The organism is Streptomyces europaeiscabiei, from assembly GCF_036346855.1.
In the GTDB taxonomy this organism is placed as follows: Bacteria; Actinomycetota; Actinomycetes; order Streptomycetales; family Streptomycetaceae; genus Streptomyces; species Streptomyces europaeiscabiei.
In genome coordinates, this window is record NZ_CP107841.1 from 5,082,731 (window position 1) to 5,108,677 (window position 25,947).

At 71.1% G+C, this 25,947-nt stretch carries 23 protein-coding genes, 1 tRNA gene and 2 pseudogenes; 17 read left to right on the forward strand and 9 right to left on the reverse strand.

The annotated features are described in order from the left end of the window. Nucleotides 1-192 precede the first annotated feature (192 nt). The 3 genes from OG858_RS22285 to OG858_RS22295 all read right to left on the reverse strand — a co-directional run bounded on the left by OG858_RS22285 (nucleotide 193) and on the right by OG858_RS22295 (nucleotide 3,748). Entirely contained in the window at nucleotides 193-693 is a 501-nt protein-coding gene (locus OG858_RS22285; protein WP_327724405.1) for a cupin domain-containing protein, read from the reverse strand. A gap of 126 nt (nucleotides 694-819) precedes the next feature. Then, a complete protein-coding gene (locus OG858_RS22290) occupies nucleotides 820-1,443 on the reverse strand; it encodes a GNAT family N-acetyltransferase (protein WP_086752719.1) in 624 nt (207 codons plus the stop codon). Beyond that, nucleotides 1,433-3,748: a penicillin acylase family protein gene (locus tag OG858_RS22295; protein WP_328544551.1), complete on the reverse strand. Its 2,316-nt coding sequence runs from the start codon at nucleotides 3,746-3,748 to the stop codon at nucleotides 1,433-1,435. The genes OG858_RS22290 and OG858_RS22295 overlap by 11 nt, the downstream gene beginning before the upstream one ends. Before the next feature lie 78 nt (nucleotides 3,749-3,826). On the opposite strand from OG858_RS22295, the gene OG858_RS22300 reads away from it, so the two are divergent. The 4 genes from OG858_RS22300 (at nucleotide 3,827) to OG858_RS22315 (ending at nucleotide 7,096) form a co-directional block, all read left to right on the forward strand. Further along, the gene (locus tag OG858_RS22300; protein WP_328544550.1) at nucleotides 3,827-4,708 is read left to right on the forward strand and encodes a siderophore-interacting protein; all 882 of its coding nucleotides are present in this window, start codon (nucleotides 3,827-3,829) and stop codon (nucleotides 4,706-4,708) included. Nucleotides 4,709-4,997: 289 nt separating this feature from the next. Beyond that, the gene (locus OG858_RS22305; protein ID WP_086754597.1) at nucleotides 4,998-5,591 is read left to right on the forward strand and encodes an HhH-GPD-type base excision DNA repair protein; all 594 of its coding nucleotides are present in this window, start codon (nucleotides 4,998-5,000) and stop codon (nucleotides 5,589-5,591) included. A gap of 380 nt (nucleotides 5,592-5,971) precedes the next feature. Continuing rightward, nucleotides 5,972-6,268, forward strand: coding sequence for a type II toxin-antitoxin system VapB family antitoxin (locus tag OG858_RS22310; protein WP_003999914.1), 297 nt, complete (start codon nucleotides 5,972-5,974; stop codon nucleotides 6,266-6,268). Between the two features lie 183 nt (nucleotides 6,269-6,451). Next, the gene (locus OG858_RS22315; RefSeq protein WP_319069022.1) at nucleotides 6,452-7,096 is read left to right on the forward strand and encodes a LytR C-terminal domain-containing protein; all 645 of its coding nucleotides are present in this window, start codon (nucleotides 6,452-6,454) and stop codon (nucleotides 7,094-7,096) included. A gap of 56 nt (nucleotides 7,097-7,152) precedes the next feature. Here OG858_RS22315 and upp read toward each other — a convergent pair whose 3' ends face one another. Further along, nucleotides 7,153-7,788, reverse strand: coding sequence for a uracil phosphoribosyltransferase (gene upp, locus OG858_RS22320; RefSeq protein ID WP_086752507.1), 636 nt, complete (start codon nucleotides 7,786-7,788; stop codon nucleotides 7,153-7,155). A gap of 591 nt (nucleotides 7,789-8,379) precedes the next feature. On the opposite strand from upp, the gene OG858_RS22325 reads away from it, so the two are divergent. The 8 genes from OG858_RS22325 (at nucleotide 8,380) to OG858_RS22360 (ending at nucleotide 13,598) form a co-directional block, all read left to right on the forward strand. After that, the gene (locus OG858_RS22325) at nucleotides 8,380-8,565 is read left to right on the forward strand and encodes a hypothetical protein (RefSeq protein WP_319068952.1); all 186 of its coding nucleotides are present in this window, start codon (nucleotides 8,380-8,382) and stop codon (nucleotides 8,563-8,565) included. Nucleotides 8,566-9,109: 544 nt separating this feature from the next. After that, a complete protein-coding gene (locus OG858_RS22330; RefSeq protein ID WP_319069024.1) occupies nucleotides 9,110-9,643 on the forward strand; it encodes a tRNA adenosine deaminase-associated protein in 534 nt (177 codons plus the stop codon). Between the two features lie 145 nt (nucleotides 9,644-9,788). Continuing rightward, nucleotides 9,789-10,220 carry a tRNA adenosine(34) deaminase TadA gene (tadA, locus tag OG858_RS22335; protein WP_037690285.1) on the forward strand — a complete coding sequence of 144 codons (432 nt, stop codon included), beginning with the start codon at nucleotides 9,789-9,791 and terminating at the stop codon, nucleotides 10,218-10,220. Between the two features lie 89 nt (nucleotides 10,221-10,309). Continuing rightward, nucleotides 10,310-10,394: transfer RNA gene (locus tag OG858_RS22340), tRNA-Ser, on the forward strand. 149 nt (nucleotides 10,395-10,543) lie between these two features. Further along, nucleotides 10,544-10,720 carry a hypothetical protein gene (locus tag OG858_RS22345; RefSeq protein WP_086746168.1) on the forward strand — a complete coding sequence of 59 codons (177 nt, stop codon included), beginning with the start codon at nucleotides 10,544-10,546 and terminating at the stop codon, nucleotides 10,718-10,720. 34 nt (nucleotides 10,721-10,754) lie between these two features. Next, a complete protein-coding gene (locus OG858_RS22350) occupies nucleotides 10,755-11,048 on the forward strand; it encodes a Dabb family protein (RefSeq protein ID WP_046707328.1) in 294 nt (97 codons plus the stop codon). Between the two features lie 222 nt (nucleotides 11,049-11,270). Further along, nucleotides 11,271-12,158: an RNA polymerase sigma factor SigF gene (locus tag OG858_RS22355; RefSeq protein ID WP_086746169.1), complete on the forward strand. Its 888-nt coding sequence runs from the start codon at nucleotides 11,271-11,273 to the stop codon at nucleotides 12,156-12,158. Between the two features lie 519 nt (nucleotides 12,159-12,677). Further along, the gene (locus tag OG858_RS22360) at nucleotides 12,678-13,598 is read left to right on the forward strand and encodes an RNA polymerase sigma factor SigF (RefSeq protein ID WP_086746170.1); all 921 of its coding nucleotides are present in this window, start codon (nucleotides 12,678-12,680) and stop codon (nucleotides 13,596-13,598) included. A gap of 415 nt (nucleotides 13,599-14,013) precedes the next feature. On the opposite strand, the gene OG858_RS22365 is transcribed toward OG858_RS22360, so the two are convergent. Next, nucleotides 14,014-14,205, reverse strand: coding sequence for a hypothetical protein (locus OG858_RS22365; protein ID WP_328544549.1), 192 nt, complete (start codon nucleotides 14,203-14,205; stop codon nucleotides 14,014-14,016). A gap of 172 nt (nucleotides 14,206-14,377) precedes the next feature. Here OG858_RS22365 and OG858_RS22370 point away from each other — a divergent pair, with 172 nt between their 5' ends. The 5 genes and pseudogenes from OG858_RS22370 (at nucleotide 14,378) to OG858_RS22390 (ending at nucleotide 19,319) form a co-directional block, all read left to right on the forward strand. Next, nucleotides 14,378-14,848: a MarR family winged helix-turn-helix transcriptional regulator gene (locus tag OG858_RS22370; protein WP_086748868.1), complete on the forward strand. Its 471-nt coding sequence runs from the start codon at nucleotides 14,378-14,380 to the stop codon at nucleotides 14,846-14,848. A gap of 73 nt (nucleotides 14,849-14,921) precedes the next feature. Next, a complete protein-coding gene (locus OG858_RS22375; RefSeq protein ID WP_328544548.1) occupies nucleotides 14,922-17,444 on the forward strand; it encodes an MFS transporter in 2,523 nt (840 codons plus the stop codon). 189 nt (nucleotides 17,445-17,633) lie between these two features. Continuing rightward, nucleotides 17,634-17,888, forward strand: a pseudogene (locus tag OG858_RS48190) (hypothetical protein); the annotation flags it as partial. A gap of 223 nt (nucleotides 17,889-18,111) precedes the next feature. Then, nucleotides 18,112-18,704, forward strand: a pseudogene (locus tag OG858_RS22385) (YceI family protein); the annotation flags it as partial. A gap of 144 nt (nucleotides 18,705-18,848) precedes the next feature. After that, nucleotides 18,849-19,319, forward strand: coding sequence for a PPOX class F420-dependent oxidoreductase (locus tag OG858_RS22390; RefSeq protein WP_037689449.1), 471 nt, complete (start codon nucleotides 18,849-18,851; stop codon nucleotides 19,317-19,319). A gap of 118 nt (nucleotides 19,320-19,437) precedes the next feature. Here OG858_RS22390 and OG858_RS22395 read toward each other — a convergent pair whose 3' ends face one another. From OG858_RS22395 to OG858_RS22410, 4 genes are all read right to left on the reverse strand, one after another. After that, nucleotides 19,438-20,199 carry a TetR/AcrR family transcriptional regulator gene (locus OG858_RS22395; protein WP_319068958.1) on the reverse strand — a complete coding sequence of 254 codons (762 nt, stop codon included), beginning with the start codon at nucleotides 20,197-20,199 and terminating at the stop codon, nucleotides 19,438-19,440. Between the two features lie 129 nt (nucleotides 20,200-20,328). Beyond that, a complete protein-coding gene (locus OG858_RS22400; protein ID WP_327724409.1) occupies nucleotides 20,329-21,855 on the reverse strand; it encodes an MFS transporter in 1,527 nt (508 codons plus the stop codon). 177 nt (nucleotides 21,856-22,032) lie between these two features. Beyond that, the gene (locus OG858_RS22405) at nucleotides 22,033-24,297 is read right to left on the reverse strand and encodes an ArnT family glycosyltransferase (RefSeq protein WP_319267928.1); all 2,265 of its coding nucleotides are present in this window, start codon (nucleotides 24,295-24,297) and stop codon (nucleotides 22,033-22,035) included. Next, nucleotides 24,294-25,934 carry a bifunctional glycosyltransferase family 2/GtrA family protein gene (locus OG858_RS22410; protein ID WP_319068964.1) on the reverse strand — a complete coding sequence of 547 codons (1,641 nt, stop codon included), beginning with the start codon at nucleotides 25,932-25,934 and terminating at the stop codon, nucleotides 24,294-24,296. Before OG858_RS22410 ends, OG858_RS22405 begins: the two co-directional genes overlap by 4 nt. Nucleotides 25,935-25,947 lie beyond the last annotated feature (13 nt).

The window sequence follows — 25,947 nt, forward strand, 5'->3', positions numbered from 1 at the left end:
TGTCCTCGACTGGGTAGCTGTAGCTGCCTCGGTCCACGTAGTGCTCCGGATCCACGGTCGCCGGCTCTCGGACTCCTCGAACAGGTACGGACGGCACGAACGCCGCGTTCAACGCGATCCGCACCGGCCCACCCTGCTCACCCTGCCCACCCTGCCCACCCTGCCCACCCTGCCCACCAAGCATCCCCGGGGCTACGCCCGCCCCAGCACCCCTACTTCGGCGGCCCGGTCCGGGTACAGCCGCGCCAGCTCGGCGGCGTCCCCGTGCTCGTACCCCTCGAACGTGAATCCCGGCGCCATGGTGCACCCGAACAACGTCCAGCCCGAGCCACCGTCCTCGCCACCGCCGGCGCGCAGCACCCTCGCCCCCATCCAGGTCCCCGCGGGCACGACGTACTGCACGTGTTGCCCGTTGAGCACGTCCGGCCCGAGGACGACGACCCGCGAGGACCCGTCCGGGGCGAGGAGCAGCATCCGCAGCGGATCGCCGAGGTGGAAGTGCCAGATCTCGTCGCCGGGCAGCCTGTGCAGCGCGGAGTAATCGCCGGGTTCGGTGGTGAGCAGGGCGACGATCGCGGTCCCCTCCGGCCGCCCGTCGACCCGCTCGGGCCCCGCCCAGGTCTGACGGAAACGGCCGCCTTCGCGCGGTATGGGCTCCAGCCCGTAGTGGGCAATGAGGTCTTCGGGAGTCATCCGCCAGAGGCTACGCCCACCACCCCGGACCACCGATCGAAGTCACGGCCGAAGTCACAGCCGAAGTCACAGCCGAAGTCACAGCCGAAGTCACAGCCGAAGTCACGGCCGAAGCAACTGCCGACGTTACCGCCGAAGCTCCTGACCGCACACGGTCTCTCTCCGCAGGAACGCCAGCCGGGCCCGCTTCTCGGGCAGATACACCTCCGGCAGATCGATCTCCGGCAGTACGACGACCGGCCCGCGCTCGAACCCGTGCCGCGCGAACCGCGCGATCGCCCTCTCGTTCCGCTCGTCCGGATCCACGACGACCCGCGGCCGGTCCAGCCCGACCAGGACGTACGACGTGAAGACCGCCAGCACCGAGGACGACCATCCCCGCCGCCCTCCACCGTCCCCGGCGGGCGCCAGCAGCACATGGACACCGATGTCTCCGGGCTCGACCTCGTAGCACTCGCCGACCCGGTCGGCCTCCGGTTCGTACGTCTGCAGCAGCCCGACGGGCTCGCCGTCGTGCACCGCGAGGTAGGCGTGGTGGGTGTCGAAGGCCTCCAGACCCTCGTACACCTCCCGCACCTGCTCCATCGTGAGCCCGTTCATGCCCCAGAACTCGGCCCTCGGTTCGCTCACCCAGCCATGGACCACCTCGGCATCGGCCCTCGCGTCCAACGGCAGGATCCGCACGGTTCCGAACCCGTCGACCACCTGCTCATGCACGGCCGCACGGCCGCCGTACGACTCAACGGTCATGGCACTTCTCCTCGCAGTCCTGCTGGTTCTTGCTGCTGTGGTTGCTCTGGTTGCTCGGATTGCTCGGGTTGCTCTGGTTGCTCGGGTTGCTCTGGTTGCTCGGATTGCTGTGGTGGCTCTCGTCGTCCTTGGTGAGGCGGTTCCAGTCCGTGACGACCGGTGCGAGGTCTCCCCTGAGCCACAGGGGGAGCTGATCGCGGTGGTGGGCCGATCCGCCCACACCGGACGCCCCGAACGGCACCACCCAGAGGCTGTCCTCGCGCCGCGCCAGGTCCCAGACGTAGCGGGCGGCGGGGCCGCGAGCGCTGAGGTCGGTGATGCCGGGGACGGCAGAGGTACAGAGCACGCAGTCGTGGTCACCGGCGAGACCCGGCTCGTAGGGGGCGTCCGGGTCGTCACCCGGGAGCGCGCGCCACGGCACGAGCCGGTGACGGTCGCCCCAGCGTCCGGCCCCGGCGCCGGCGACCTCCTCCAGCGCCTCCCGCACGAGCCCGGCGCGGTCGATCCCGTACAGCTCCTGCGCCCTGAGCAGATGTTCGAGCGCGAAGCCGATCCGAACGGTGAGCGAGAGCCACGGCCGGAAGACCTCGGGGTACGTCGGCGGAACCGTCAGCGCCGCGAAGGCTGGCTCCGCCGCGAGCCGCCGCACGACCGCCCCGCGCAGCGCCGCGTACGCCGCCGCCTCGACGCTGTCGGTCTCCATCCGCCGGTCCCAGCACAGGAGTCGGTCTCGCAGTTCGGCTGCGGCCGGTGTGAGTTCCGCAGGTCCCTCGGGGCCACCCTCGGCGGTGTGGGTGGTGCCGGTGGTGTCAGTGGTGCCGGCGAGGTCGGTCAGATGGTCCAACAGGGGCCCGGCGGAGGCCAGATGGGTGTCCATGTGGATGGCGGGCATGTCGGAGGCGGACCACACCCGCTTCTCGTTCAGCAGCGTACGGATGCGTTCGGCCCGGTGCGGCGGGGCGAACTCGACGCCCAACGGGGTCGCCGGACCACGCTGGTTGGCCATCACCGCGACGCCGTCCTCGAACGTGCCGTACGGCGGCTCGTGCCACCCTTCCCACTCGTGCCCCGGCTCCCAGGCCGCGACCACCCGCGTCCGGTTGTCCCGGCTCCGCACCGGCACCCGTCCCGCCACCCGGTGCAGCACCCCGCCCCGCGTGTCCGCCGCCTGTACGACGTTCACCGGCTCGGCCCACCGGTCGAACGCCCGGTCCACGTCCGCGACTTCCCGGGCGCGGAGGAGGGGGAGCAGCGCGCCGAGCCCGAGGTCCTCGGTGACGCGGGGCGGGTAACGGAGGCTGAGGGGACCGACCGGGTCGAGGGCACGGGGATCCAGGCCCCCGATGACGACCGGCCCCCGGGTGGTCTCGATCACCTCCACCTCGACGGGCTCCCCGCCCGCGACCTCGACGACCTCCACATGCCGGTGCACGGTCCGCCACACCCCGTCCGGATCGAGCGCCTCGACCGCGCCCCCGTTCCCGCGCCGCAGCCGCTCCCGGTACAGGTCCTGGTAGTCGGCCATGGCGTTGGTGATCGCCCAGGCCACCTCGCCGGTGTGGCCGAAGTGGGCGATGCCGGGCAGGCCCGGGACGGCGAGGCCGACGACGTCGAACTCGGGGCAGGAGAGGTGGATCTGCTGGTAGACACCGGGCTCCTCGATGAACCGGTGCGGATCACCGGCGATGACGGCCTGGCCGGTGGCCGTACGGGACCCGTCGACGAGCCACCCGTTGCTGCCGGAGGTGGCGGGCCCGTCGGTGGCGAAGAGCCCGACCGCGTCGGCACCGAGATGCCGGACGGCCTCCTCGCGCCAGAGTTTGGCGGGGAACCCGGCGAACAGGATGTGCGTGGCGAGCCAGACCCCGAGCGGATGCCAGGGCTCCCAACGCCCGGGGACGAGCCCGGCGCGCTCGAACTCGGGCGCGCGCCGACCGCCTTCGGCCAGCCCGTCGTTCACACCCTCGACGTACGCCCGGACCCAGTCGGCGGTCTCCGGATCCGTTTGCTCCAGCCGGGCGAAGCATCTTCGAGCCGTGTCCTCCAGGCGGGCCCGTCGCGCGAACCGGTCCCAGCCGAGGGAATCGACGCCGAGGAAGGCGGCCGAGGTGCCCTGGGCGCGGTGGCGTTCGACCTCCAGCTGCCAGGCACGGTCGAGGGCGGTGACCCGGCCCTGCGCGTGGGCGAGCGATCGGACGTCGGCGGCGCGAAGGTGCGGGATACCCCATGCATCGCGATACGTCCCGTATGCCGTGTGGCTCAAAACGATCCCCTGGGCCTGCCCCTGCGCACCACTGTCCCGCATCTCCGCACCCGCCTGTGAATTAGGTTAGCCTCACCTAAGCAATCCGTGATCAAAGCGTACGTGAAGGGTGCAGAAGCCATGGGGCAGGGGCACGGTTGGGAGGGAGCGGTCCTCAAACTGCTCCGCGGGAAGGACTTCGTCTTCACGGTGACCGGTGCGGAACAAGTCACCGAGCACTACCGCCGACTGCACCTCGGCGACGGCGGCATGCTCGCGGTGACCGGCGTCCACCCGACGATGTGGGTACGCCTCTGGTTCGACGCCGCCGGCAAACCGCACCAGCGGGCGTACACCCTCGTCGACCCCGACCCGGCCGCCGGCACCTTCAGCCTGGAGTTCGCCCTCCACGACGGCCACGCCAGCGACTGGGCCCGCGCCGCGCAGCCCGGCGACACCATCGAGGCCACGGTCCACGGCACCGCCTTCACCGACCCCGACCCGGCCCCCTCCCACATCCTCGCCATCGGCGACCCGGCCTCCCTCCCAGCCCTCAACTCCCTCCTCGACGCACTCCCGTCAGCCCCGGCGACGATCTGGTTCGAGACGTCGACGGAGACGAAGACCGAGGAGGAGAAAGGGGAGGTGGAGGTTACTGCGGCTGCGGTTGCGGCTGTGGCTGTGGCTGTGGCTGTGGACCCGAAGGCGGACACCGACCCGGCACACGGGGCCTCCATGACAGGCGAGGCCTCCATGACAGGCGAGGCCTCCATGACAGGCGGGCTCCCCCTCCGCCTCGACCCCACCCGCCACGACTTCCGCCCGGTCCCCCGCCAGGACGCCGGCGACCGTCTCCTCACCCAGGTGAAGACCGACGCCCCCGCGCTCCTGGAGAACACCCCCGATCCCTACGTCTGGATCGCCTGCGACACCTCGACGACCCGCTCCCTGACCGCGTACTTCCGTAAAGAACTGGGCTTGCCGAGGCACCGGATGCACGCGCTGGGCTACTGGCGCCCGTAACTCCACGGCGCACGCCCCGCCCCACCCCACCCCCGGACAGAACTGCAGGACTACGGCGCGGCCTCCGCCCCGGCTCCGCCACGCGGACCGGGGCCGGGGGCCGGGACCGGGGACCGGGACCGGGGGCCGGGGACCGGGGGCCGGGGCCGGGGGCCGGGGCCGGGGGCCGGGGCCGGGGGCCGGGGCCGGGGGCCGGGGCCGGGGGCCGGGGCCGGGGGCCGGGGCCGGGGCCGGGGCCGGGGGCCGGGGCCGGGCTGCGGCGCACCGCCCGGCGAGCGATCATCAGGGCATGAACGTCACCCTTCACCTCGCCCAGGACCCCGAGGCGGACGAGCTCCTCGGGCGCAGTCCGCTCGCCGCGCTGGTCGGCATGCTGCTGGACCAGCAAGTGCCGATGGAGTGGGCGTTCAAGGGCCCGCGGACCATTGCCGAACGGCTCGGCGCGGACGACCTGGACGCCCACGAGATCGCGGCGGCCGACCCGGAGTCCTTCGTCGCACTGCTGTCCACGAAACCTGCGGTACACCGCTACCCCGGTTCCATGGCCAAGCGGATCCAGCAACTGTGCCAGTACCTCGTCGACCACTACGACGGCGACGCGAGCGCGGTCTGGCAGGACGCGACGACGGGCGAGGAGCTGCTCTCCCGCCTCGAATCCCTCCCGGGCTTCGGGCGGCAGAAGGCCCAGATCTTCCTCGCCCTGCTCGGCAAGCAACTCGGCGTCCACCCCACCGGCTGGCGCGAAGCCGCCGGCTCCTACGGCGACCCCGACTCCTTCCGCTCCGTGGCCGACATCAAGGGCCCCGACTCCCTGGCCAAGGTCCGCGCCCACAAACAGGAAATGAAGGCAGCGGCCAAAGCGGCGAAAGCCTCCGGCAAGTAACCGACAACAGGTCCCCCCGCCCCACACGGGCGAGCCCTGCCGACACGGGCTCCGCCCCCCGGCGGGGGCCCGCGTCTACACTCCCGGGCGACAACGCCTCGCCCCTCCGGAGACGTCCGGACGAAGCGCCGAGGAAACCCCGAAGAAGCCCCGAGCGAGCCCCGAGCGAGCCCCTGGAGAAGCCGGAGCTCGCCCCCGCTAAATCCCCGGCGGCGTCTCGCGGCGCACTCCCCGTCCCCCGAACGGACCCCGCCGAGCACCCACGACCGCCACCGGACCCTCACAGAATTACTGCTTTGCCCCACTTCGCGACGGCTTTCCGGGGTGGCACTCCGTCGCCATGGCTGCGCCCGGAACGTCTCGACCGGTAGGCTTTCCGTGTGATCTTCAAGCGCATCGGAAACGGCCGGCCGTACCCCGACCACGGCCGGGAAAGCACCCGGCAGTGGGCGGACGTCGCACCGCGCCCGGTCCGCCTCGATCAGCTCGTGACGACCAAGGGGCAGCTGGACCTGGAGACCCTCCTCGCCGAGGACTCCACCTTCTACGGCGACCTCTTCGCGCACGTGGTGAAGTGGCAGGGCGATCTGTACCTGGAGGACGGCCTCCACCGCGCGGTCCGCGCGGCCCTCCAGCAACGCCAGGTGCTCCACGCCCGCGTCCTCGAACTGGACTAGCCCTTCCACCGGAAGCCGCCGCGGGGGTCGCCGTGCCACCGCCGCAGGCGGCTTCGACCCATGCCCGGACAGTCGCCCGTTGGCCCTTTCGGGTTGGACTGCAGCGCGGTGAATGATCATCTAGTAGGCATCGCCGTCCAACGGCACTACGCTGCGCCCATGAGCATGCTGACTCCTCCTGGCATGGGCGGCCAGTACCGGATCACGGGGGACAAGTACCCGAGGCTGCGCCGGCCCAAGAGGCGTCGCAGGCTCGTCCTCTCGGTCGTCGCGTCCGTGACCGCGCTGGGCCTCGTCGGCTGGGGAACCCTGCAGCTCATCGATGTCTTCACCGGTGACGAGGACCAGGCCGCCGCGGCCGGACCCAAGGCGGACTGCGCGTCCCGGGTGAGCCCTTCCCCGAAAGCGAGCGGGCCGGCCGGGAAGTCCCGGGCGTCCGCCAAGGGCTTCCCCGCACCCGGCAGGATCACCGTCAACGTCCTCAACGCCACGCCCCGCGCCGGCCTCGCCAAGGAGACCGCCGACGAGCTGAAGAAGCGCGGCTTCCGTATCGGCAACGTGGGCAACGCGACCAAGGAGTACGACAAGAAGGTCAAGGGCGCCGCGATACTGCTCGGCGCGAAGGCCGCCGAGAGCGCGGCGCTGCCCGTCCTCAACACCCAGCTCACCGGCGCGCAGCTGAAGACCGACGGCCGCAAGAAGGCCACTGAGGTGGACCTCGTCATCGGCACCGGCTTCAAGGCCCTCAGCAAGCAGAAGGACGCCGACAAGGCCCTGGCCACCCTGACCAGTCCCGAGCCGACGCCCACCGCTGCGAAAACCTGCTGACCTGCTGACCTGCTGCCTGTGACCGAGCCCCGTAGGGAGCTCTTCCCCTTACGGGGCTATTCGGCGGCGCCGTACAGGCGGTCGCCCGCGTCTCCCAGGCCCGGCACGATGTAGCCGTGCTCGTTGAGGCGCTCGTCGACGGCGGCGGTCACGACCGTCACCGGGGAGCCCGCCAGCTCGCGCTCCATGATCTCGACGCCTTCGGGGGCGGCGAGGAGCACCACGGCGGTCACATCGTCGGCGCCGCGCTTGATCAGCTCACGGATCGCGGCGACGAGGGTGCCGCCGGTGGCGAGCATGGGGTCGAGGACGTACACCTGGCGCCCGGAGAGGTCCTCGGGCATGCGGGTGGCGTAGGTGGAGGCCTCAAGTGTCTCCTCGTTGCGGATCATGCCCAGGAAGCCCACCTCGGCGGTCGGCAGCAGCCGGACCATGCCGTCGAGCATGCCGAGGCCGGCCCGGAGGATCGGCACGACGAGCGGGCGCGGGTGGGAGAGCTTGACGCCCGTGGTCGAGGCGACCGGCGTCGTGATGTCGACCAGCTCGGTGCGCACGTCCCGCGTGGCCTCGTAGGCGAGCAGGGTGACCAGTTCGTCGGCGAGGCGCCGGAAGGTCGGGGAGTCGGTGCGCCGGTCGCGCAGCGTGGTGAGCTTGTGAGCGACCAGAGGGTGGTCGACGACGTGGAGACGCATGTCCACAACAGTAACCGGGGCAACAACCCCGAGCGCCCTCGCGCCGTCCACCACCCACCGCACCCTTCCGATGGCATCAAACCCCCCGTCGGAGGGAAAGTGGGATGAACGGAGCGGCGACGGAACGACCCGACGCCTGACGGTGGTGAGCCCATGCCAGACCCGAACAGCGCTTCCCGACACCTACGCGGCGCCGACAGGGCGCCCGACCGGAAATCGGCCGCCGACCAGCGACCGCCGGCCGAGCGTGGACACCCGCCCGACAAGCCGACCCGCACGAGCGGCGCGACGACGCGGACGGCCAACAGGGCGACACGCACGAGTGGCGGGGCGTCCCGGACGGCAGGCGGTCCGGCGCAGACGGGCGGCAGGGCGGCGCGCACCGGCGACGGGGCGGCGCAGACGGCCGGTCGGACGACACGGGCATCCGGCGGGACGCTACGGGGAAGAGCCGAAGACACGGCGCAGGCGCCTGGTGGAGCAGCACGGACAGCCGAAGACACGACACGGGCCTCCCGCGGATCAGCAGCACGGACAGCCGAAGAGGTGGCACGGGCCTCCCGCGGATCAGCAGCACGGACAGCCGAAGAGGTGGCACGTACGGCTGATGGGGTGCAGGGCGGCGGCCGGGAGAGCGATGCCGCGCGTCGACGGCGACGGGCGCAGTTCCTGCGGGAGCTGACAGAGGCGCGGGAGTTGCGCGACCGGGTCCAGCCGCGCCGCGCCAAGGCCGCCCGACTCCGCCACGCCATGCGCATGCGCACCTTCCGCTGGTGACCTCCGCTCACCGGCTCCCGCCACCGTCGGCCCGCCCCGGCGCCTCCGCGCAGCCGGACTTCCCTGACCGCCTTCCCTCCTTCCCCGGCCTCTCCCTGTGGCCCCGTCACCCCGTTCCCCGGCATCGACCTGCCCTTCCACACCCCTCTCTCCTCGACGTCCACGCGCGCGCCACCCCCTCCCTCCCCATCCGGTTTCCCGTCTCCCCCCGTCTCCCCCTGTCGCCGCCGCCCCCGCCCCGTCCTCCCCGCGAGACCCATCTGACAGGTTCGTGGGGTATGTGTGGAGCGTTCACGGGGTGGTCGTGCATATGCGGCCGGGATCTCCGCGTACGATCCGCTGGTGGCGGCAACGGGTGCGCAGGTGGACGGCGGATCCACCGGCGATCAAAAGAGCCGGACACAGGGAGCCGAACATGTCCCCTGAGCGCTCTGTTTCTGCCACGATTCCGAGTGGGTGGGGCTCGGACCGCAAGCCTCCCCACCCAAAGCCTCCGCCGGGGGGACCCCCAACCGGCACACCTATGACCAGTGGGAGAGTCACGGTGTACTTCGCCGCACTGCTCGCGCGCACCGAAGACGGGTGGAAAGCGAGCGACACAGAGCTCGACGATGTGGAAACCCTGTCGGATCTGGCCGACCTGGCCCGTGAAGCCTCGCCCGGCGACGACACGGTGCTGGTGCTCATCGAGCAGGAGGACGCCTGGTTCGGCGTCGTCCGCATCGATGGCGAGGACGACCCTCGTATCTATGTCTCGGACGCCGCCGCCGCTGCCCGCAGCAGCTACGGCGAGATCCTGCTCACCGACGAACTGCTCGGAAGGGAGCCCGGCGAGGACGAGCCCGACCTGGACTCCCTCGACCTCGACGGCACCGAGGACGGCGAGTCCGACACCGACGACGATGACGATGACGACACGTCCGCCGAGGCCGTGCCGCACAGCCCCGTCGGCGACATCGAGATCCTCGACGACCTGGGGGTGGGTGAGAAGGAGCTGCGCGCCCTCGACGCCGACGACGCCCTCGGCTCGATCGCCGACGCCCTCGGAGCGTCGGAGGTCCTGGAGACGGTCCGCTGAGTCCGCCTGGTCTGCTGAGTCCGCCGAGTCCGCCTGGTCCGCTTGGTCCACTGACTGCATCGGCTGCGTTCCCCCGGTGACCGACGCGACCGACGCGGAGGCACCGGGCGGGCCCGATCCGGTGCGCGGCCCCTGGCGGGCCGCGATGCGGCTCGCCCTGGCCGAGGCCGGCCGGGCCGCCGAGGGCGGTGACGTCCCGGTCGGTGCGGTCGTCCTGTCCCCGGACGGCACGACCGTACTGGCCACCGGGCACAACGAACGCGAGGCGACCGGCGACCCGACCGCCCATGCCGAGGTGCTGGCCGTCCGCCGGGCCGCCGCCGTTCTGGGAGAGTGGCGGCTGACCGGCTGCACCCTGGTCGTCACCCTCGAACCCTGCACGATGTGCGCGGGCGCCCTCGTTCAGTCCCGGGTCGACCGGGTCGTCTACGGCGCCCGCGACGAGAAGGCCGGCGCCACCGGCTCCCTCTGGGACGTCGTACGCGACCGCCGCCTCAACCACCGCCCCGAGGTGGTCGAGGGCGTCCTCGCCGACGACTGCGCCAGGATTCTCACCGACTTCTTCCGGACCCGCTGACGACTCGCCGGCATCCCCTCGGCGCCGACCGCGCAGCCCGCCCGATACCGATTTCAAAGCACGCCCCACCTTGTTGTAAGGTCTCTCTCGGTAGCGTGTCCGAGCGGCCGAAGGAGCTCGCCTCGAAAGCGAGTGTGGCGCAAGTCACCGAGGGTTCAAATCCCTCCGCTACCGCCGAAGAAGGGTCCCGTCGTCAGACGGGGCCCTTCGTGCGTTTCCCGGGCTCTGCCGTCTCTCCTGCGAACGCATGATCGGGTTACACTCGCCGCCGACAAAGAGGGACCCATAGGGCCCACGGGGCACAGGAGACGGGGGAGGCCGCGGTGGCGGTGCAAGGGAAGAAGATCGCACTGTATGTGCTCGTGGTCTTCGTGCTCTACGTGATCATCACGGACCCGGAAAACGCCGCCGGCTACGTCCAGATAGGGTTCGAGGGCGTCTCGAACGCGGCCCAGGCCGTCGGCGACTTCTTCACCTGGATCGCCGACGGGGCCCAGTAGCCCCCGCACGTCGTACGACCTTCCCGGAGCGCCCATGATCCGCCACCTGGTCCTCTTCAAGCTCAACGAGGGCGTCGAGCGCGACGACCCGCGAGTGGTGAAGGGCGTGGACGCCTTCCGCGCACTCGACGGCACGATCGAGGAGATCCGCTCCTGGGAACTGGGCTGGAACTTCAGCGACCGCCCCATCGCCTACGACTTCGCGATCAACTCCGCGTTCGACGACACGGACGCGCTGCGCACCTACGCCGAGCACCCGGACCACCAGGCGGGCGTGGCACTGTGGCGCGAGTTCGCCACGTGGATCATCGCCGACTACGAGTTCTGAGGCGCACGCCGGACTCCGAGCCCTACGCCGGACTCCGAGCCGTGCTCCGAAGTCAGTCCGAGCCGTACGGCTGCTCCTCCCGCCCCGCACTCGAACGGTGCGGGGCTTTTTACACCCGATTGCGCCTCACGTCTTCAACTCTCGCTCAACACGGCGATATGCGGTGCTTGCTCACAGTGCACATGTCTTGTGATGCTATGACCGCTTTTGACGGTTGAGTTGATGGATGAAGAGGTGGCGTTGACCTTGTCGGCCAGTACTGCGCCTCCCCAGGAAGAAGTCCCGGCCCCCGACCCCGCGTCGGCCCAGGTCACACCCCAGGCCACCGCTCCCGCCCCGGAGAAACGTCGCGGCGCGGACACCCGGGCCCTCACCCAGGTGCTGTTCGGCGAGCTGAAGCACCTGGCGCCGGGCACTCCGGAGCACAACCGCGTGCGGGGGGCGCTCATCGAGGCGAATCTCCCGCTCGTGCGCTATGCGGCCGCCCGTTTCCGCTCCCGCAACGAGCCCATGGAGGACGTGATCCAGGTCGGGACCATCGGGCTGATCAACGCCATCGACCGGTTCGACCCGGACCGGGGCGTGCAGTTCCCGACGTTCGCGATGCCGACCGTCATCGGGGAGATCAAGCGGTACTTCCGCGACAACGTCCGCACGGTCCACGTCCCGCGCCGGCTGCACGAGCTGTGGGTGCAGGTGAACAGCGCGACCGAGGACCTTACGACCGCCTTCGGGCGCACCCCCTCCACCGCCGAGATCGCCGAGCGGCTGCGCATCACCGAGGAGGAGGTCCTGTCCTGCATCGAGGCGGGCCGCTCGTACCACGCGACCTCCCTGGAGGCCGCCCAGGAGGGCGACGGGATGCCGGGGCTGCTCGACCGGCTGGGCTACGAGGACCCCGAGCTCGACGGCGTCGAGCACCGCGACCTCGTACGGCATCTCCTCGTACAACTCCCCGAGCGCGAACAGCGGATCCTGCTGCTTCGCTACTACAGCAACCTCACGCAGTCGCAGATCAGCGTGGAGCTGGGGGTCTCCCAGATGCATGTGTCACGCCTGCTGGCCCGGAGCTTCGCGCGGCTGCGTTCGGCCAACCGGATCGAGGCGTAGGCGCTCCGCTTGATGCCGGGCGCCTACTCGTCTGCCGGGTTTCTCCGGTTCGCGGGTGCGGGTTCGGTCGTGGCCGGTCGCGCAGTTATCCGCGCCCCTTCGGGGCGCTGCACCCGGAGCGGGGTGGGTGACCTTCGGTAACCAGAAGCCCCCGCACCTTCCCGGATGGACCATGGGGCACGCGGGGCGCACGATGGCAGCCGGGGCGCACAGAATCGGCCAGCGGTACGCGTGCGCAGGCCATGGGCGTGACCGAATGCGCTGTCGAGATGTCACCGGTGCGAGCGAATCGCTTATTGACGGTCTTTCCGACAGAACTGGGCTGAAAGCCCGTCATACCACCTGTTTCCAGGGCCTATTCACCCTCTCCATGTCGACATGTCACTACATCGCGTTGCCGACGTGTGACATTCTCTCCCCAGCGCGTTTGCCGTGGCCTCGCCGCCGGTATTCAGGTGGAGGCTGCGTTCCTTACGACGGAGCGTCCGCCGCGACCGTCCGCGACCCAAAGGGGGTGGCATGTCCGCAGACCAGGGCAGCTCGAAGGTGCTCACGCTCGACAAGAGCGAGACCGCGCCCGACGCTCTCCAGGCCCCTCAGGACCCTCGGGCGCTTGAGGACCTTCCCGGTCCCCAGGCCCCGCCGGTGACTGACCTTCCGGCCTCGTCGGCCTCGGCGAACATCGACACCCGCACCCTGTCCCGCTCCCTGTTCCTGCGGCTGGCCGCACTTGACGAGAACAGCCCCGAGCGTGCCTATGTGCGGGACACCCTCATCGAGCTCAACCTCCCGCTGGTGCGTTACGCCGCCGCACGTTTCCGGTCGCGCAACGAGCCGATGGAGGACATCGTCCAGGTCGGCACGATCGGCCTGATCAAGGCGATCGACCGCTTCGACTGCGAACGGGGCGTGGAGTTCCCGACGTTCGCGATGCCGACGGTCGTGGGCGAGATCAAGCGGTTCTTCCGCGACACCTCGTGGTCGGTCCGGGTTCCGCGCCGCCTCCAGGAGCTGCGTCTGGCCCTCACCAAGGCCAGCGACGAGCTGTCCCAGAAGCTCGACCGCTCCCCGACGGTCGCCGAACTCGCCGCCGTCCTGGGCGTGTCCGAGGAGGACGTCGTCGACGGCCTCGCGGTCGGCAACGCCTACACGGCGTCGTCACTGGACTCCCCGGCCCCCGAGGACGACGGCGGCGAGGGCTCCCTCGCGGACCGCCTCGGCTACGAGGACACGGCGCTGGAGGGCGTGGAGTACCGCGAGTCCCTCAAGCCGCTGCTGGCCAAGCTGCCGCCCCGCGAGCGCCGGATCATCATGCTCCGGTTCTTCGCGAACATGACGCAGTCCCAGATCGGCGAAGAGGTCGGCATCTCCCAGATGCACGTCTCCCGCCTCCTCACCCGGACGCTGGCCCAGCTCCGCGAGGGCCTGATCTCGGACTGAGTCCGGCCACGCGTTGACACGTGACCGCCGGGGTGCCGGGTTCCAGGGCAGCCCGGCGGTCAGTCGTGCATCGGGGCGCATAGGGGTGCATAGGGGTTGGGTGGGCGAGTGCGGGTCGTGTGTGGTTGCTCGCGCAGTTCCCCGCGCCCCTGAAAAGCCGGGGCTGCGCCCCGCGCTTTCAGCCCGCAGGCCCAATAACAGTCAAGCCTGCGGGGCCATCGCCTTCAGGACCGCGGGGCGTGGTCCTTCAGGACCACAGGGCGGGACCTTCAGGGGCGCGGGGCATGGTCCTTCAGGGGCGCGGGGCGTGGTCCTTCAAGAGCGTGGGCAACCGCGCGACCAGCCCCACCAGCCCCGCAGCCGCGGGATCACAGAACCCGGCGGACGAGTAGGCACCCGCCCACAGGGCCGGCGCCTACATCAACGCGAGCCACACCACGGCGGCCACCACAGCCACCGCGGCGATCACACCGACGATCACACCCACCCGCGGCCCGGAGGACCCGGCCGCACGGCCGCCGGAAGGCGTCTCGTCGACGAAGGCGCGGAACATCTGCGTGCTGCCCGCGGGGTCGTGGGTGCCCTGGGGGCCCTGGTTGTCAGCCATGGCCCGAGACCTTAGCGAATCGGGGAGGACGCGCCCAAGCGGGGTCGTCCGCCCGCGTCCGTCCGACTGTTCTCCTTTGCCAAGACTTGGGCCGCAGAGCCCCGATTTAATTTGCCTGCAGCAACCATCAACTCCTATGGTTGCCCTAAGCAACAAAAGCGGGAGGGGCTCCATGGCCGGGCAGGCGCACTACGAGGAGCTGGTTCGTCAGCTCAGTGCCATCGGGGCCGTGAAGCGGGAGCTCACCAGGATGCTGCCGCACCAGTGTCCCGGCGGATCGGCGGGAGTCCTGACCCTGCTCGGCCGGCACGGCGAGATGCGGATGAGCAGGCTCGCCGAACTGCTCGCGGTGGACATGTCCGTGACCAGCCGTCATGTCGCGCACGTCGCAGAGCGGGGCTGGATCGAACGCCTCCCCGACCCGGTCGACAAACGCTCACGCATCCTGCGCCTGACCACCGAGGGCCGGGCCGTGGTCTCGGAGCTGGACCGGCGCAGCGGTCGGCTGATGGCCGACCGGCTGAGCGCCTGGTCCGACGACGAGGTCGCCCAGCTCGCCCGGCTCCTGGGCCGGCTGCGCGAGAGCTTCGACGCCACCGCGCCGACCCGTACGGCCGCACAGCCGACCGGGACGCCCACGTAGCCGACCGGTACCCGCGTAGCGGCCACCACCACAACCCGTACACCCGCAAAGACCCGTAGGAAAAGGAAGCCCCATGGCAACGACCACACCAGCCGGTGTGCGGGCTCACGCCAAGCACGGAGGAGGCCCCGTCAAGGGTGCCCCCCACAGCGGTGGCGACCACGCCCCGATGACGCACCGGCAGATCATGGAAGCGCTGACCGGGCTGCTGCTCGGCATGTTCGTGGCGATCCTGTCGTCGACGATCGTGTCGAACGCGCTGCCGGACATCATCAAGGACCTGGGCGGCGGGCAGAGCGCGTACACCTGGGTGGTGACCGCGTCGCTGCTCGCGATGACCGCGTCCACCCCGCTGTGGGGCAAGCTCGCCGACCTGTTCTCCAAGAAGCTGCTGATCCAGCTCGCGCTGGTGATCTTCGTGCTCGGGTCGGCCGCCGCCGGACTGTCCCAGAACGCCGGGATGCTCATCGGATTCCGCGCGGTCCAGGGCATCGGCATGGGCGGGCTCTCCGCGCTGGCCCAGATCATCCTCGCGGCGATGATCTCCCCGCGTGAACGCGGCCGCTACAACGGCTACCTCGGCGCCACCTTCGCGACCGCCATGGTCGGCGGCCCGCTGGTCGGCGGTGTCATCACCGACACCGACTGGCTCGGCTGGCGCTGGTGCTTCTACGTCGGTGTGCCCTTCGCCGTCATCGCCCTGATCGTGCTCCAGCGGACCCTGCACCTGCCGGTCGTCCGGCGCAAGGTCAAGGTCGACTGGGCGGGCGCATTCCTCATCACCACCGCGGTCAGCCTGCTGCTGGTCTGGGTGACCTTCGCCGGTGACAAGTACGACTGGGTGTCGTGGCAGACGTACGCGATGGTCGGTGGCACGGTCGCGCTGCTCGCGGTGTTCCTGTTCGTCGAGTCCAGGGCGAGCGAGCCGATCATGCCGCTGCGGCTCTTCCGCAACCGGACGATCGCGCTGGCCTCGCTGGCCTCGCTCTTCGTCGGTGTCGCGATGTTCGCGGGCACGATCTTCTTCAGCCAGTACTTCCAGCTGGCCCGCGACAAGTCGCCGACCATGTCCGGCGTGCTGACCATCCCGATGATCGCCGGCCTGTTCGTCTCGTCGACCGTCTCCGGTCAGGTCATCACCCGCACCGGCCGCTGGAAGGCCTGGCTGCTCGCCGGCGGTGTGCTGGTGACCTCCGGTCTCGGACTGCTGGGCACGCTCCGGTACGACACCGCGTACTGGCACGTGGCGATCTTCATGGCGCTGCTCGGGCTCGGTGTCGGCATGATGATGCAGAACCTGGTGCTGTGCACCCAGAACCAGGTCGCCCCGAGCGACCTCGGTGCCGCCAGCTCGGTCGTCACCTTCTTCCGCTCCCTCGGCGGCGCGATCGGCGTCTCCGCGCTGGGCGCGGTCCTGAGCCACCGGATCACGCACTACGCCGAGGAGGGCCTCGCCAGGCTCGGTGTCTCCGGCTCCTCCACCGGTCACGGCGAGATCCCCGACCTGGACGCGCTGCCCACGCCGATCCGCACGGTCATCGAGAGCTCCTACGGCCACGGCATCGGGGACGTCTTCCTCTACGCCGCCCCCTTCGCCGCCCTCGCGCTCGTCTTCTCCTTCTTCATCAAGGAGGTCCCGCTGCGGACCACCGGGGCGCTCGCCCAGGCCGCGCAGGGCAGGGCGACGGGGACGGACGGGGCGACAGACGTCCCGGACGCGTCGCCCGCCCCGGCCATGGCCATGGCTTCGGTGGCGGCGACCTCCGCCGAGACCGAGGCTCCGGCCACCGCTTCGGGCGCCGCTTCGGCCGCCGTTCCGGTATCCGGCGACGGTGGCGGGATTCCCGTACGGGGTCACGTCCGCGGGGCCGAGAGCGCGCCCGTGCCGCGGGCCGCCGTCACCCTGATCTCGCTCGGCGGGCGGCAGCTCGGCAGTTCGGTCGCGGGCACCGACGGGGCCTACGCGGTGGACGCGCCCGCCGCCGGGTCGTACGTCCTGATCGCGGCCGCCGACGGGTTCCAGCCGCAGGCGTCCACCGTGGTCGTGAACGGCGAGCCGGTCGCGTACGACATCCTGCTGAGCGGGACGAGCCGGCTGAACGGTGTGGTGCGGGCCGCCGGGACCGGGCGGGCCGTGCGGGACGCCATGGTCGTGGTGACCGATGTGCGCGGGGACGTGCTGGCCGGCGGGGTCACCGGTGAACAGGGCGAGTTCGGCTTCGGCGAGCTGGTGCCGGGCGGGGTCACCGTCGCGGTGAACGCCGCCGGGTTCCGGCCGCGTGCCCTGCCCGTCGAGATCGGAGGCACCGGAGTCACCCGGATCGAGATCGACCTGGAGGCCGGGGCCCGGCTCCAGGGGACCGTACGGGCGCCGGGCGGGGCTCTGGCCGACGCCCGCGTGACCCTCGTGGACGCGGCGGGCAACGTGGTCGGCACGGCCACCACCGGCGCGGACGGGGCGTACGCCTTCACCGACCTGGGCGGCGGCGAGTACACGGTCATCGCGACCGGCTACCCGCCCGTGGCCACGGCCCTGACGGTCGCCGGACCCGGCGTCGACGGCCACGACATCGAACTCGCCCACCCCGGCGAGTAGCCCGGCGAGTTGTCGGACCACCGGCCGGTGGAGCCACCCCGCTCCACCGGCCGGTTCGCATGCTGAGGAGTTGGACGGACATGGACTGACCGCGAGGATCCGTACCGGGACGGATGGGCTGTGTCGCACGCGGTCGTCACGGTGACCGATGGGGTATCTCCCGCTCGATCGAAGCCGAGAGTGGGGGAGACCGGTACGCAGGTGCTGCGGGCCGAGGCGGACGCCGAAGGCGGCGTGCACGACCCCACGGTGCTCGCGCCCGGCGCGTACACGGTGATCGTCACAGCGGTCGGCCACGCGCCGTTCGCCGCCGGCGCCCTCGTGACCGCGAGCGGCCGGGTGGAGATCGGCACGGTCACCCTGTCCCGGCCGGGCGGCACGGAACTGCCCCCACCCGGCGCCCCCGGACCGTCGACCCCGACCACTCCTCCGTCGCCGCCGTGGCCCGGCACCTCGGCATCTCCAGCGTCCGCGGCCGCTTCACCGACTTCTCGGCCTCCGTCTGGATCGGCACGGTCACCCTGTCCCGGCCGGGCGGCACGGAACTGCCCCCACCCGGCGCCCCCGGACCGTCGACCCCGACCACTCCTCCGTCGCCGCCGTGGCCCGGCACCTCGGCATCTCCAGCGTCCGCGGCCGCTTCACCGACTTCTCGGCCTCCGTCTGGATCGGCACGGTCACCCTGTCCCGGCCGGGCGGCACGGAACTGCCCCCACCCGGCGCCCCCGGACCGTCGACCCCGACCACTCCTCCGTCGCCGCCGTGGCCCGGCACCTCGGCATCTCCAGCGTCCGCGGCCGCTTCACCGACTTCTCGGCCTCCGTCTGGATCGCCCCGGCCCCGGACGAGGGGACCAAGTCCCGGGTGGAGGCGGTGGTCCGGGCCTCCTCCATCGACACGGGCAACGCGACACGGGACCAGCATCTGAGGTCCCCGGACTTCCTGGACGCCGAACGGCACCCCGAGATCACCTATGTCTCGACGGGCCTGACCCTCGCCGCCCAGGACCACTGGACGGTCCACGGCGAGCTGGGCATGCACGGGGTCGTACGACCGGTCGACCTGGACCTGGCGTACCTCGGCACCGGCGCGGACCCGTGGGGCGGCACGCGCGCCTCCTTCCTGGCCACCACCGAACTCCGCCGCGAGGACTTCGCCATGCACTACAACCAGGTGGTGCAGGCGGGGATCGCGGCGATCGGTACGGCGCTCAGGATCGAGCTGGACATCCAGGCCGTGCGGGGCGAGACGGTGCCGCAGGCGCAGACGTGCGGCGTGGGCACGTACGTGGGTGGCGCCCGGATGCGTGGGCGTCCGGATGCGTGGGCGTCCGGATGCGTGGGTGCGTGGGTGCGCATGACAGGGTCAGGCTCATGGGCCCGGTGAGGGCCTACGCTGACCGCCATGGCACGGAACATCGCGACCAACACCTCGGTCTCCCTCGAAGAGCTGCTCGACTTCGTACGCCCCCGGCACCGGGCGCTCCTGCTCACCCGGCGGGCCGACGGCAGCCCGCAGGCATCACCGCTGACCTGCGGCGTCGACGACTCGGGCCGGATCGTGGTCTCCACGTATCCCGAGCGCGCCAAGACACGTAACGCCAAGCGGGACGAGCGCGTGAGCGTCGTCGTGCTGAGCGACGACTGGGACGGCCCGTGGGTCCAGATCGACGGTACGGCGGAGGTCATCGACTCGCCGGACTCGGTCGAACCCCTGGTGGAGTACTTCCGGAACATCTCGGGCGAGCACCCGGACTGGGACGAGTACCGAGCCGCCATGGTCAAGCAGGGCAAGTCGATCATCCGGGTCACACCGGAGAGGTGGGGGCCGGTGGCGACCGGCGGCTTCCCCGCGCGCATGGTCCACAACGACTGACCCAGCGTCTCCGCACAACCGACTCCGCACACCGGCTCCGCATACCAGCTCCGCATACCAGCTCCGCACACCGGGCCCGACGGGCGGGTTCCCGGCGCGGCCGGGGTGCGGGGCCGGGTCAGCCCCGCTGTGCCATCACCTCGATGCCGGCGACGAGGGTGTCCAGGGCGTAGGTGAAGTCATAGGCGCGCATCTCCTCGACCGTGTCGCCGCCACGGGCCTCCATGAGGTCCGCGGAGTGCTGGATGACCTCGTGGGGTTCGGGGGTGTCGGACACCGCGCTCATGGCGTGCCGGAAGTACTCCTCCTGGGTCATGCCGGCCGAGGCGCAGCGCTGGACGAAGTGGCCCTCGATGGTGCCGAAGCCGTACACGAACTGGAAGACCGCCGAGATGGCACCGGCCTGGCCGCGCGCGGGCAGGCCGGTGCGGCGGATCACGCGCTGCACGGCGAGCGAGAAGTCGAGCGCGTGCGGGCCGATGTTGAGGAAGGTACCGGCGAGGGGCGACACCCAGGGATGGCGGACCAGGACCGCCCGGTACTCCCCGGCCAGTGTGCGCAGTTGGTCCCGCCAGTCCTCGTCGGAGTCCGCCGCCGGCAGCCGCATCTCGTCGAACGCCTGGTCCAGCGCCAGTTCCAGCAGGTCGTCCTTGGTGTCCACGTACCAGTAGACCGACATCGCGGTCACGTTCAGCTCGGCGGCCAGCCGGCGCATCGAGAACTTGCCCAGCCCCTCCGCGTCCAGCAGCCGCACGGCCGTCGCGGTGATCCGCTCCCGGTCCAGCCCCGACGGCTGCCGGCCCCGCCCGTCCCGCGCCTTGCCCTCCAGCCAGACACTGGCTCGCGCGGCCCCCTCGGCCCGACCGGTTCCCCGCACCATGACCGCACCTTCCGAGACACGTTTCTCCGCCGGTGACGATGCTAGGCGCGCGGCGCGCCTCTCAGGGGCGCGGGGAACACCGCGAGCAACCGCGAACCATCCGCAGCCCCCACGCACAGAACCCCCGCGCTATGAGGCGCCCACCAGCGCCACATCCCCCTTCTCCGCCCTGCGCAGCAGCCCCGCCGCCACCAACCCCCCGAGCAACACGGCCACCGCCCCCACCAGCAGACTCGTCTCCAGCCCGGAGGAGAAAGCGGACATCACCTCGGCCCTCTCCGCAGCCGTGTCCGCCGCCCCCAGCGCCGCGGGCAACGACGACGCCGCCACCGGGATCAGCGCCGCGAACCGGGAGTTGAGCACCGCCCCCAGCACGGCCACCCCCAAGCCCGTCCCGAACTCCACGAGCGTGCCGTTGATCCCGGCCCCCACCCCCGCCTTGGCCGGCGGAATCGCGCTCATGATCGCGTGCGCCATCGCGGGGTTGGCGATCGCGCAGCCCACCCCGATCAGCACCAGCCCGAGCAGAGTCCCGGTGTAACCGCCGGAGGCCATCGTCGCGATGGAGACCAGTCCGCCGGACGTCAGCACCATGCCCAGCGCGATCGACACCGGCGTCCCGAGCTTCGCCGTCCACTTCGCCGACAGCCCGGAGAAGTTGAGCGCGACGACGACCAGGGCGAGGGGCGCGGTCCGCAGCCCCGCCTCCAACGCGTCGTAGCCCAGCACGAACTGCAGATGCTGGGTGAGGAGGAAGAGCGCGCCACCCATGCCGAAGGTGATCAGGACCACGCCGGCGACGGCGCCCGTGAAGCGGCGGTCGCGGAAGAAGTGCGGGTCGAGCATGGGGTAGGGAATGCGGCTCTCCCAGCACCCGAAGGCCGTGAGGACGACCACGGCGACGGCGGCCGGGGCGAGCACCCGGCCGGACGTCCAGCCGTGCTCGGGGCCCGAGATGATCGCGTAGACGAGGGCGGTCATTCCGATGGTCGACAGCAGCGCGCCCAGCAGATCCGGCCGGTCCCCTTGCGGGTTCTTGGACTCGGGGACCAGGGCGATCACGGCCACCACGCCCAGTGCGGCGACCGGCAGGTTGATCAGGAAGATGGCGCCCCACCAGAAGTGGCCGAGCATGAGGCCGCCGAGGAGAGGTCCGGCCGCGAAGCCGAGCGCGTTGACCGCTGCCCAGATGCCGATCGCCTTCGGCTGCTCCTCGGGCGCGAAGATCTGCATGGCGACGGCGAGGGTCGTGGTGAGCAGCAGCGCGCCGCCGACACCCATCCCGGCCCGCGCGGCGATCAACTGCCCGGTGGACTGGGCGAGTCCGGCCATCAGCGAGCCGATACCGAACAGCACCAGGCCCGCGATCAGCATCTTCTTGCGTCCGTAGCGGTCGGCCGCGCTGCCCGCGGTGAGCAGCAGGCCCGACTGCACCAGCGAGTACGCGTTGATCATCCACTGGATGTCCGACGTGGCCGCCCCCAGCTCCTCCGTGAGGGAGGGGATCGCCACGTTCAGCACGGTGTTGTCCAGCAGGACGGTGAGCTGGGCGAGACAGATGACGCCGAGGATCAGCCAGCGCTGGGGGTGGCCCTGGGGAGAGAGGCCGGAGGGGTCGGAGGGTGTGGGGACGGTGGGAGCGGCGGAGGGCGACATGCTGTACACCGTAGAACAGTTCCCATACACCGTACAACGACAGGCGCACGGACGCACGAGAAGGGCGGACGCACGAGCGGGGCGGACGCACGAGCGGGGCGGACGCACGAGCGGGGCGGTGGCCCGGGGGTTCGTCCGCACCCCCGGGCCACCGCCCCGCTCGCACCGCGGTCTTGGCTACTTCGCCTGCGTCAGGTCGTAGAACGTCGTGCCGTCGACCGTCACCGACTCGAAGTTCTCCTGGACCCAGGAGCTGATCTGCGAGGAGGTGCCGTCGCCGTTGCCGCCCATGCCTCCGCCGGAGCCACTGGCGATGAAGTAGTGGATCTTGCCGTCCTCCACGTACTTCTTGAACTCCGCGAGGGTCGGGGACGGGTCGGTGCCGTTGAAGCCACCGATCGCCATGACCGGGTCGCCGGTGGAGAGCTGGTAGCTCGCCGCGTTCTGGGCGCCGATGGCGGCTGCCGCCCAGGTGTAGTCACCGGCGTTCTTCTCCAGCAGTTCCTTGGCCTCGTCGCCGACGGAGGTGCCGTTGATCAGGCCGCCCATGCCGCCACCGCCTCCGCCACCCATGCCGCCGCCGTCACCGTTGCGGGTCTGGCCGTTGCCCTGGCCCTGCTGCTGGTTCTGGGTGGAACCGTTGCCGTTCTGCCGGCCCTGCTGGTTGTTCTGGCCGCCACCGAAGCCGCCGGTCGGGGGTTGGCCCGTCTGACCGTTGCCGTTCTGGCCGTTCTGGCCGCCCTGCTGGTTCTGGCCGTTGCCCTGCTGGTTGTTCTGGCCCGGCATACCGCCACCGCCGCCACCAGGACCGCCGCCCATGCCGCCACCGCCGCCGGGACCGCCGCCCCGGCCGCCCTGGACGGACGGGCCGGCCGTGACGATCGAGCCGGTGTGGCCCTCGCCCAGCGTGGTGAGCGTGTACGCCGTCGGGCCCGCCACCGCGGTGACGAAGCTCAGGCCCACGACGGCCAGGGCCAGCTGCCGGCCGAGCCTTGCCACGAAGACCAGGCCGAGCGCGGCGACCAGGCCGCCGACGAGCACGACCCACTTGAGCCAGGGCAGGTAGTCGGAGGAACGGTTGAGGAGGACGTAACCCCACACGGCCGTGGCCGTCATGGCGGCCGCCATGGTGATCGACGCCCAGAACTTGGTCCGCTGGTCCCAGAGCAGAGCCGCGCCCATACCGGTCAGCGGCGCGATGTAGGGGGCCAGGGCCACGGTGTAGTACTCGTGGAAGATGCCCTGCATGAAGCTGAAGACCACCATGGTGATCAGCAGCGCGCCGCCCCAGAGGAGGAAGGCCGCGCGGGTGGTGTCGGTGCGCTTCAGCTTCCGGGTGGCCCAGATCGCGGCGCCGAACAGGATCAGCGCGGCCGGGATCAGCCAGGAGATCTGGCCGCCGATGGAGGAGCTGAACATCCGGTCCCAGCCGGTCTCGCCCCAGTTGCCGCCACCGCCGCCTCCGCCACCGCCGACACTGCCGGTCTCCTCGCCGTTGATACGGCCGAGACCGTTGTAACCGAAGGTCAGTTCAAGGAAGGAGTTGTTCTGCGAGCCGCCGATGTACGGGCGGGACGACGCGGGCCACAGCTCCACGATCGCGACCCACCAGCCACTGGCGACGACCATCGCAAGCCCGGCGAGCAGCACCTGACCGACCCGCTTCTTCAGCGGGGCCGGCGCGAAGACGACGTACACGATCGCCAGGGGCGGCAGGATCAGGAAGGCCTGCAGCGTCTTGACCAGGAAGGCGACTCCGATGGCGACACCCGCCCAGACCAGCCACTTCGTCTGCGCCTTCTCCATCGCGCGCTGTGTGCAGTAGACCGCGGCGGCCATCAGCAGCGCGAGGGCCGCGTCCGGGTTGTTGAAGCGGAACATCAGCGCGGCGACGGGCGTGAGAGCGAACACCGCCATAGTGAGGAATCCGGCCGTGGCGTTGAAGCGACGGCGTACGGCCGCCCACAGCACCCCGGCGGTGGCCACGGCCATCAGGACCTGCGGGAACAGGATGGCGAAGGAGTTGAGGCCGAAGAGCCGCACCGACAGCGCCATCGGCCACAGCGAGGCCGGGGGCTTGTCGACGGTGATGGCGTTGGCGGAGTCGAGCGAGCCGAAGAAGAAGGCCTTCCAGGACTGGCTGCCCGCCTGCACGGCCGCCGAGTAGAAGGAGTTGGCGTAGCCGGAGGCCGTGAGGTTCCAGGTGTAGAGGCCGCCGATGAGCAGGAGGGTGAGGAGGAAGCCGGGGCGGATCCAGCGATTGTCCTCCGGCCGGCCTCTCCACAGCCGCTTCGTGAAGGGCTGCTCGGGTTCACCGGCTCCGGGGGCCGGAGGCTCGGCGGGTGCCTCCGGAACCACCGGTTCCTGGTGTGCCGTCGTCGACGGATCCCATCCGGGACCGGGATCCCCCGGCCGGCTCGTCGTCTCGAACTGCGTGGTCATCGTGCGTTCCTCGAATCCTGATCGTGCGGGCGCACCGGCCGCATCTGCATGGTCGCGTCCCCCCAGGTGCGGTCCGCGGCTTCACCGGCGCGGAACTGGGTCGTGGTGTACGGGGCGTTGGCGTATGGGGCGTTCCCGTACGGGGCGTTCCCGTACGGGGCTCCGGGCGCCGTCGCGTACTCGGCGCGGTCCGTCGCGTACTCGGCGCGGTCGTTCTGGGGCGCCGTCGCGCGCTGCGACATCGGGTGGAACCGGTCCTGGTGGCCGTAGGGGCCGGGCCGGCCGGGACGCACCCCCGTCGACGCCGTGTACGCGGGCGTGGGCGAGGCCGCGTGGGCGGGCTGGTGCGAGGCCACGACGGTCGAGCCCGAAGCGGAAGGAGAGGTGGGCGACCCGTCGCCCCGGTCCGGGAACACCCACGCCCGGAAGAGCAGGAACCGCAGCACCGTCGCCGCGAGGTTGGCGGCGACGAGGACCGCCAGTTCCGTGGAGTGCGCGGGGTCGGAGGTCGCCGCGTTCAGAGCGGCCAGCGAGCCGCTGGTGAGGGCCAGGCCGATGCCGAACACCACCAGGCCCTGCGCCTGGTGCTTGACGGCACCGCTCCGGCCGCGGACACCGAAGGTCAGGCGCCGGTTGGCCGCCGTGTTGGCGACCGCCGAGACCAGCAGGGCGAGCGCGTTGGCGATCTGCGACCCCGAGAAGGTCCGGAAGCCGCTGTAGAGGACCAGGTAGAAGAGGGTGGAGAGGCCGCCGACGACGCAGAAGCCGAGGAGCTGGCGGGCGAGGCCGCGCGGCACGTCCTGGATCTCGCGGTCCCGGGGGTCGTCCCCGAACGGCCGGGCGAGCCGGTCCAGCGTGAGCGATCCGGTGGCGAGTGCCTTGCCGACCCGCCACACACCCTTGAGGTCGTCGGTCGCCGTCTTCACAATGTGCACGGTCGAGTTCGGGTCGTCGACCCAGTCGACGGGCACCTCGTGGATCCGCAGCCCCGCCCGCTCCGCGAGCACCAGCATCTCGGTGTCGAAGAACCACCCGGTGTCCTCGACCAGGGGCAGCAGCACCTGGGCGACGTCCCTGCGTATCGCCTTGAACCCGCACTGCGCGTCCGAGAAGCGGGCCTGGAGCGAGCCGCGCAGAATCAGGTTGTACGCCCGGCTGATGAACTCACGTTTGGTGCCGCGCACCACCCGCGAGGAGCGGGCGAGCCGGGAGCCGATCGCGAGGTCCGAGTGACCGGAGATCAGCGGGGCCACCAGCGGCAGCAGGGCGTTCAGGTCGGTGGACAGATCCACGTCCATGTAGGCGAGGACGGGCGCGTCGGACGCGGACCACACGGTCCGCAGGGCCCGCCCGCGCCCCTTCTGCTCCAGCCGGAAGGACCTGACCTCCGCAAGCTCCGCCTCCAGCCGCGCGGCCACCTGCGGGGTGGTGTCCGTGGACGCGTTGTCCGCGATCGTGATGCGGAAGGCGTACGGGAACGTGCGCGCGAGGTGCTCGTGCAGTCTGAGGACGCACGGCTGGAGGTCCTTCTCCTCGTTGTAGACGGGGATCACTACGTCCAGGACAGGCGTACCGGCGTTTCCGGCCGGGAGGTGCTCCCGCGCCGGCAGGGTGCCGGGAGAAGAGTCGGTTCGCATGACAACCACATTC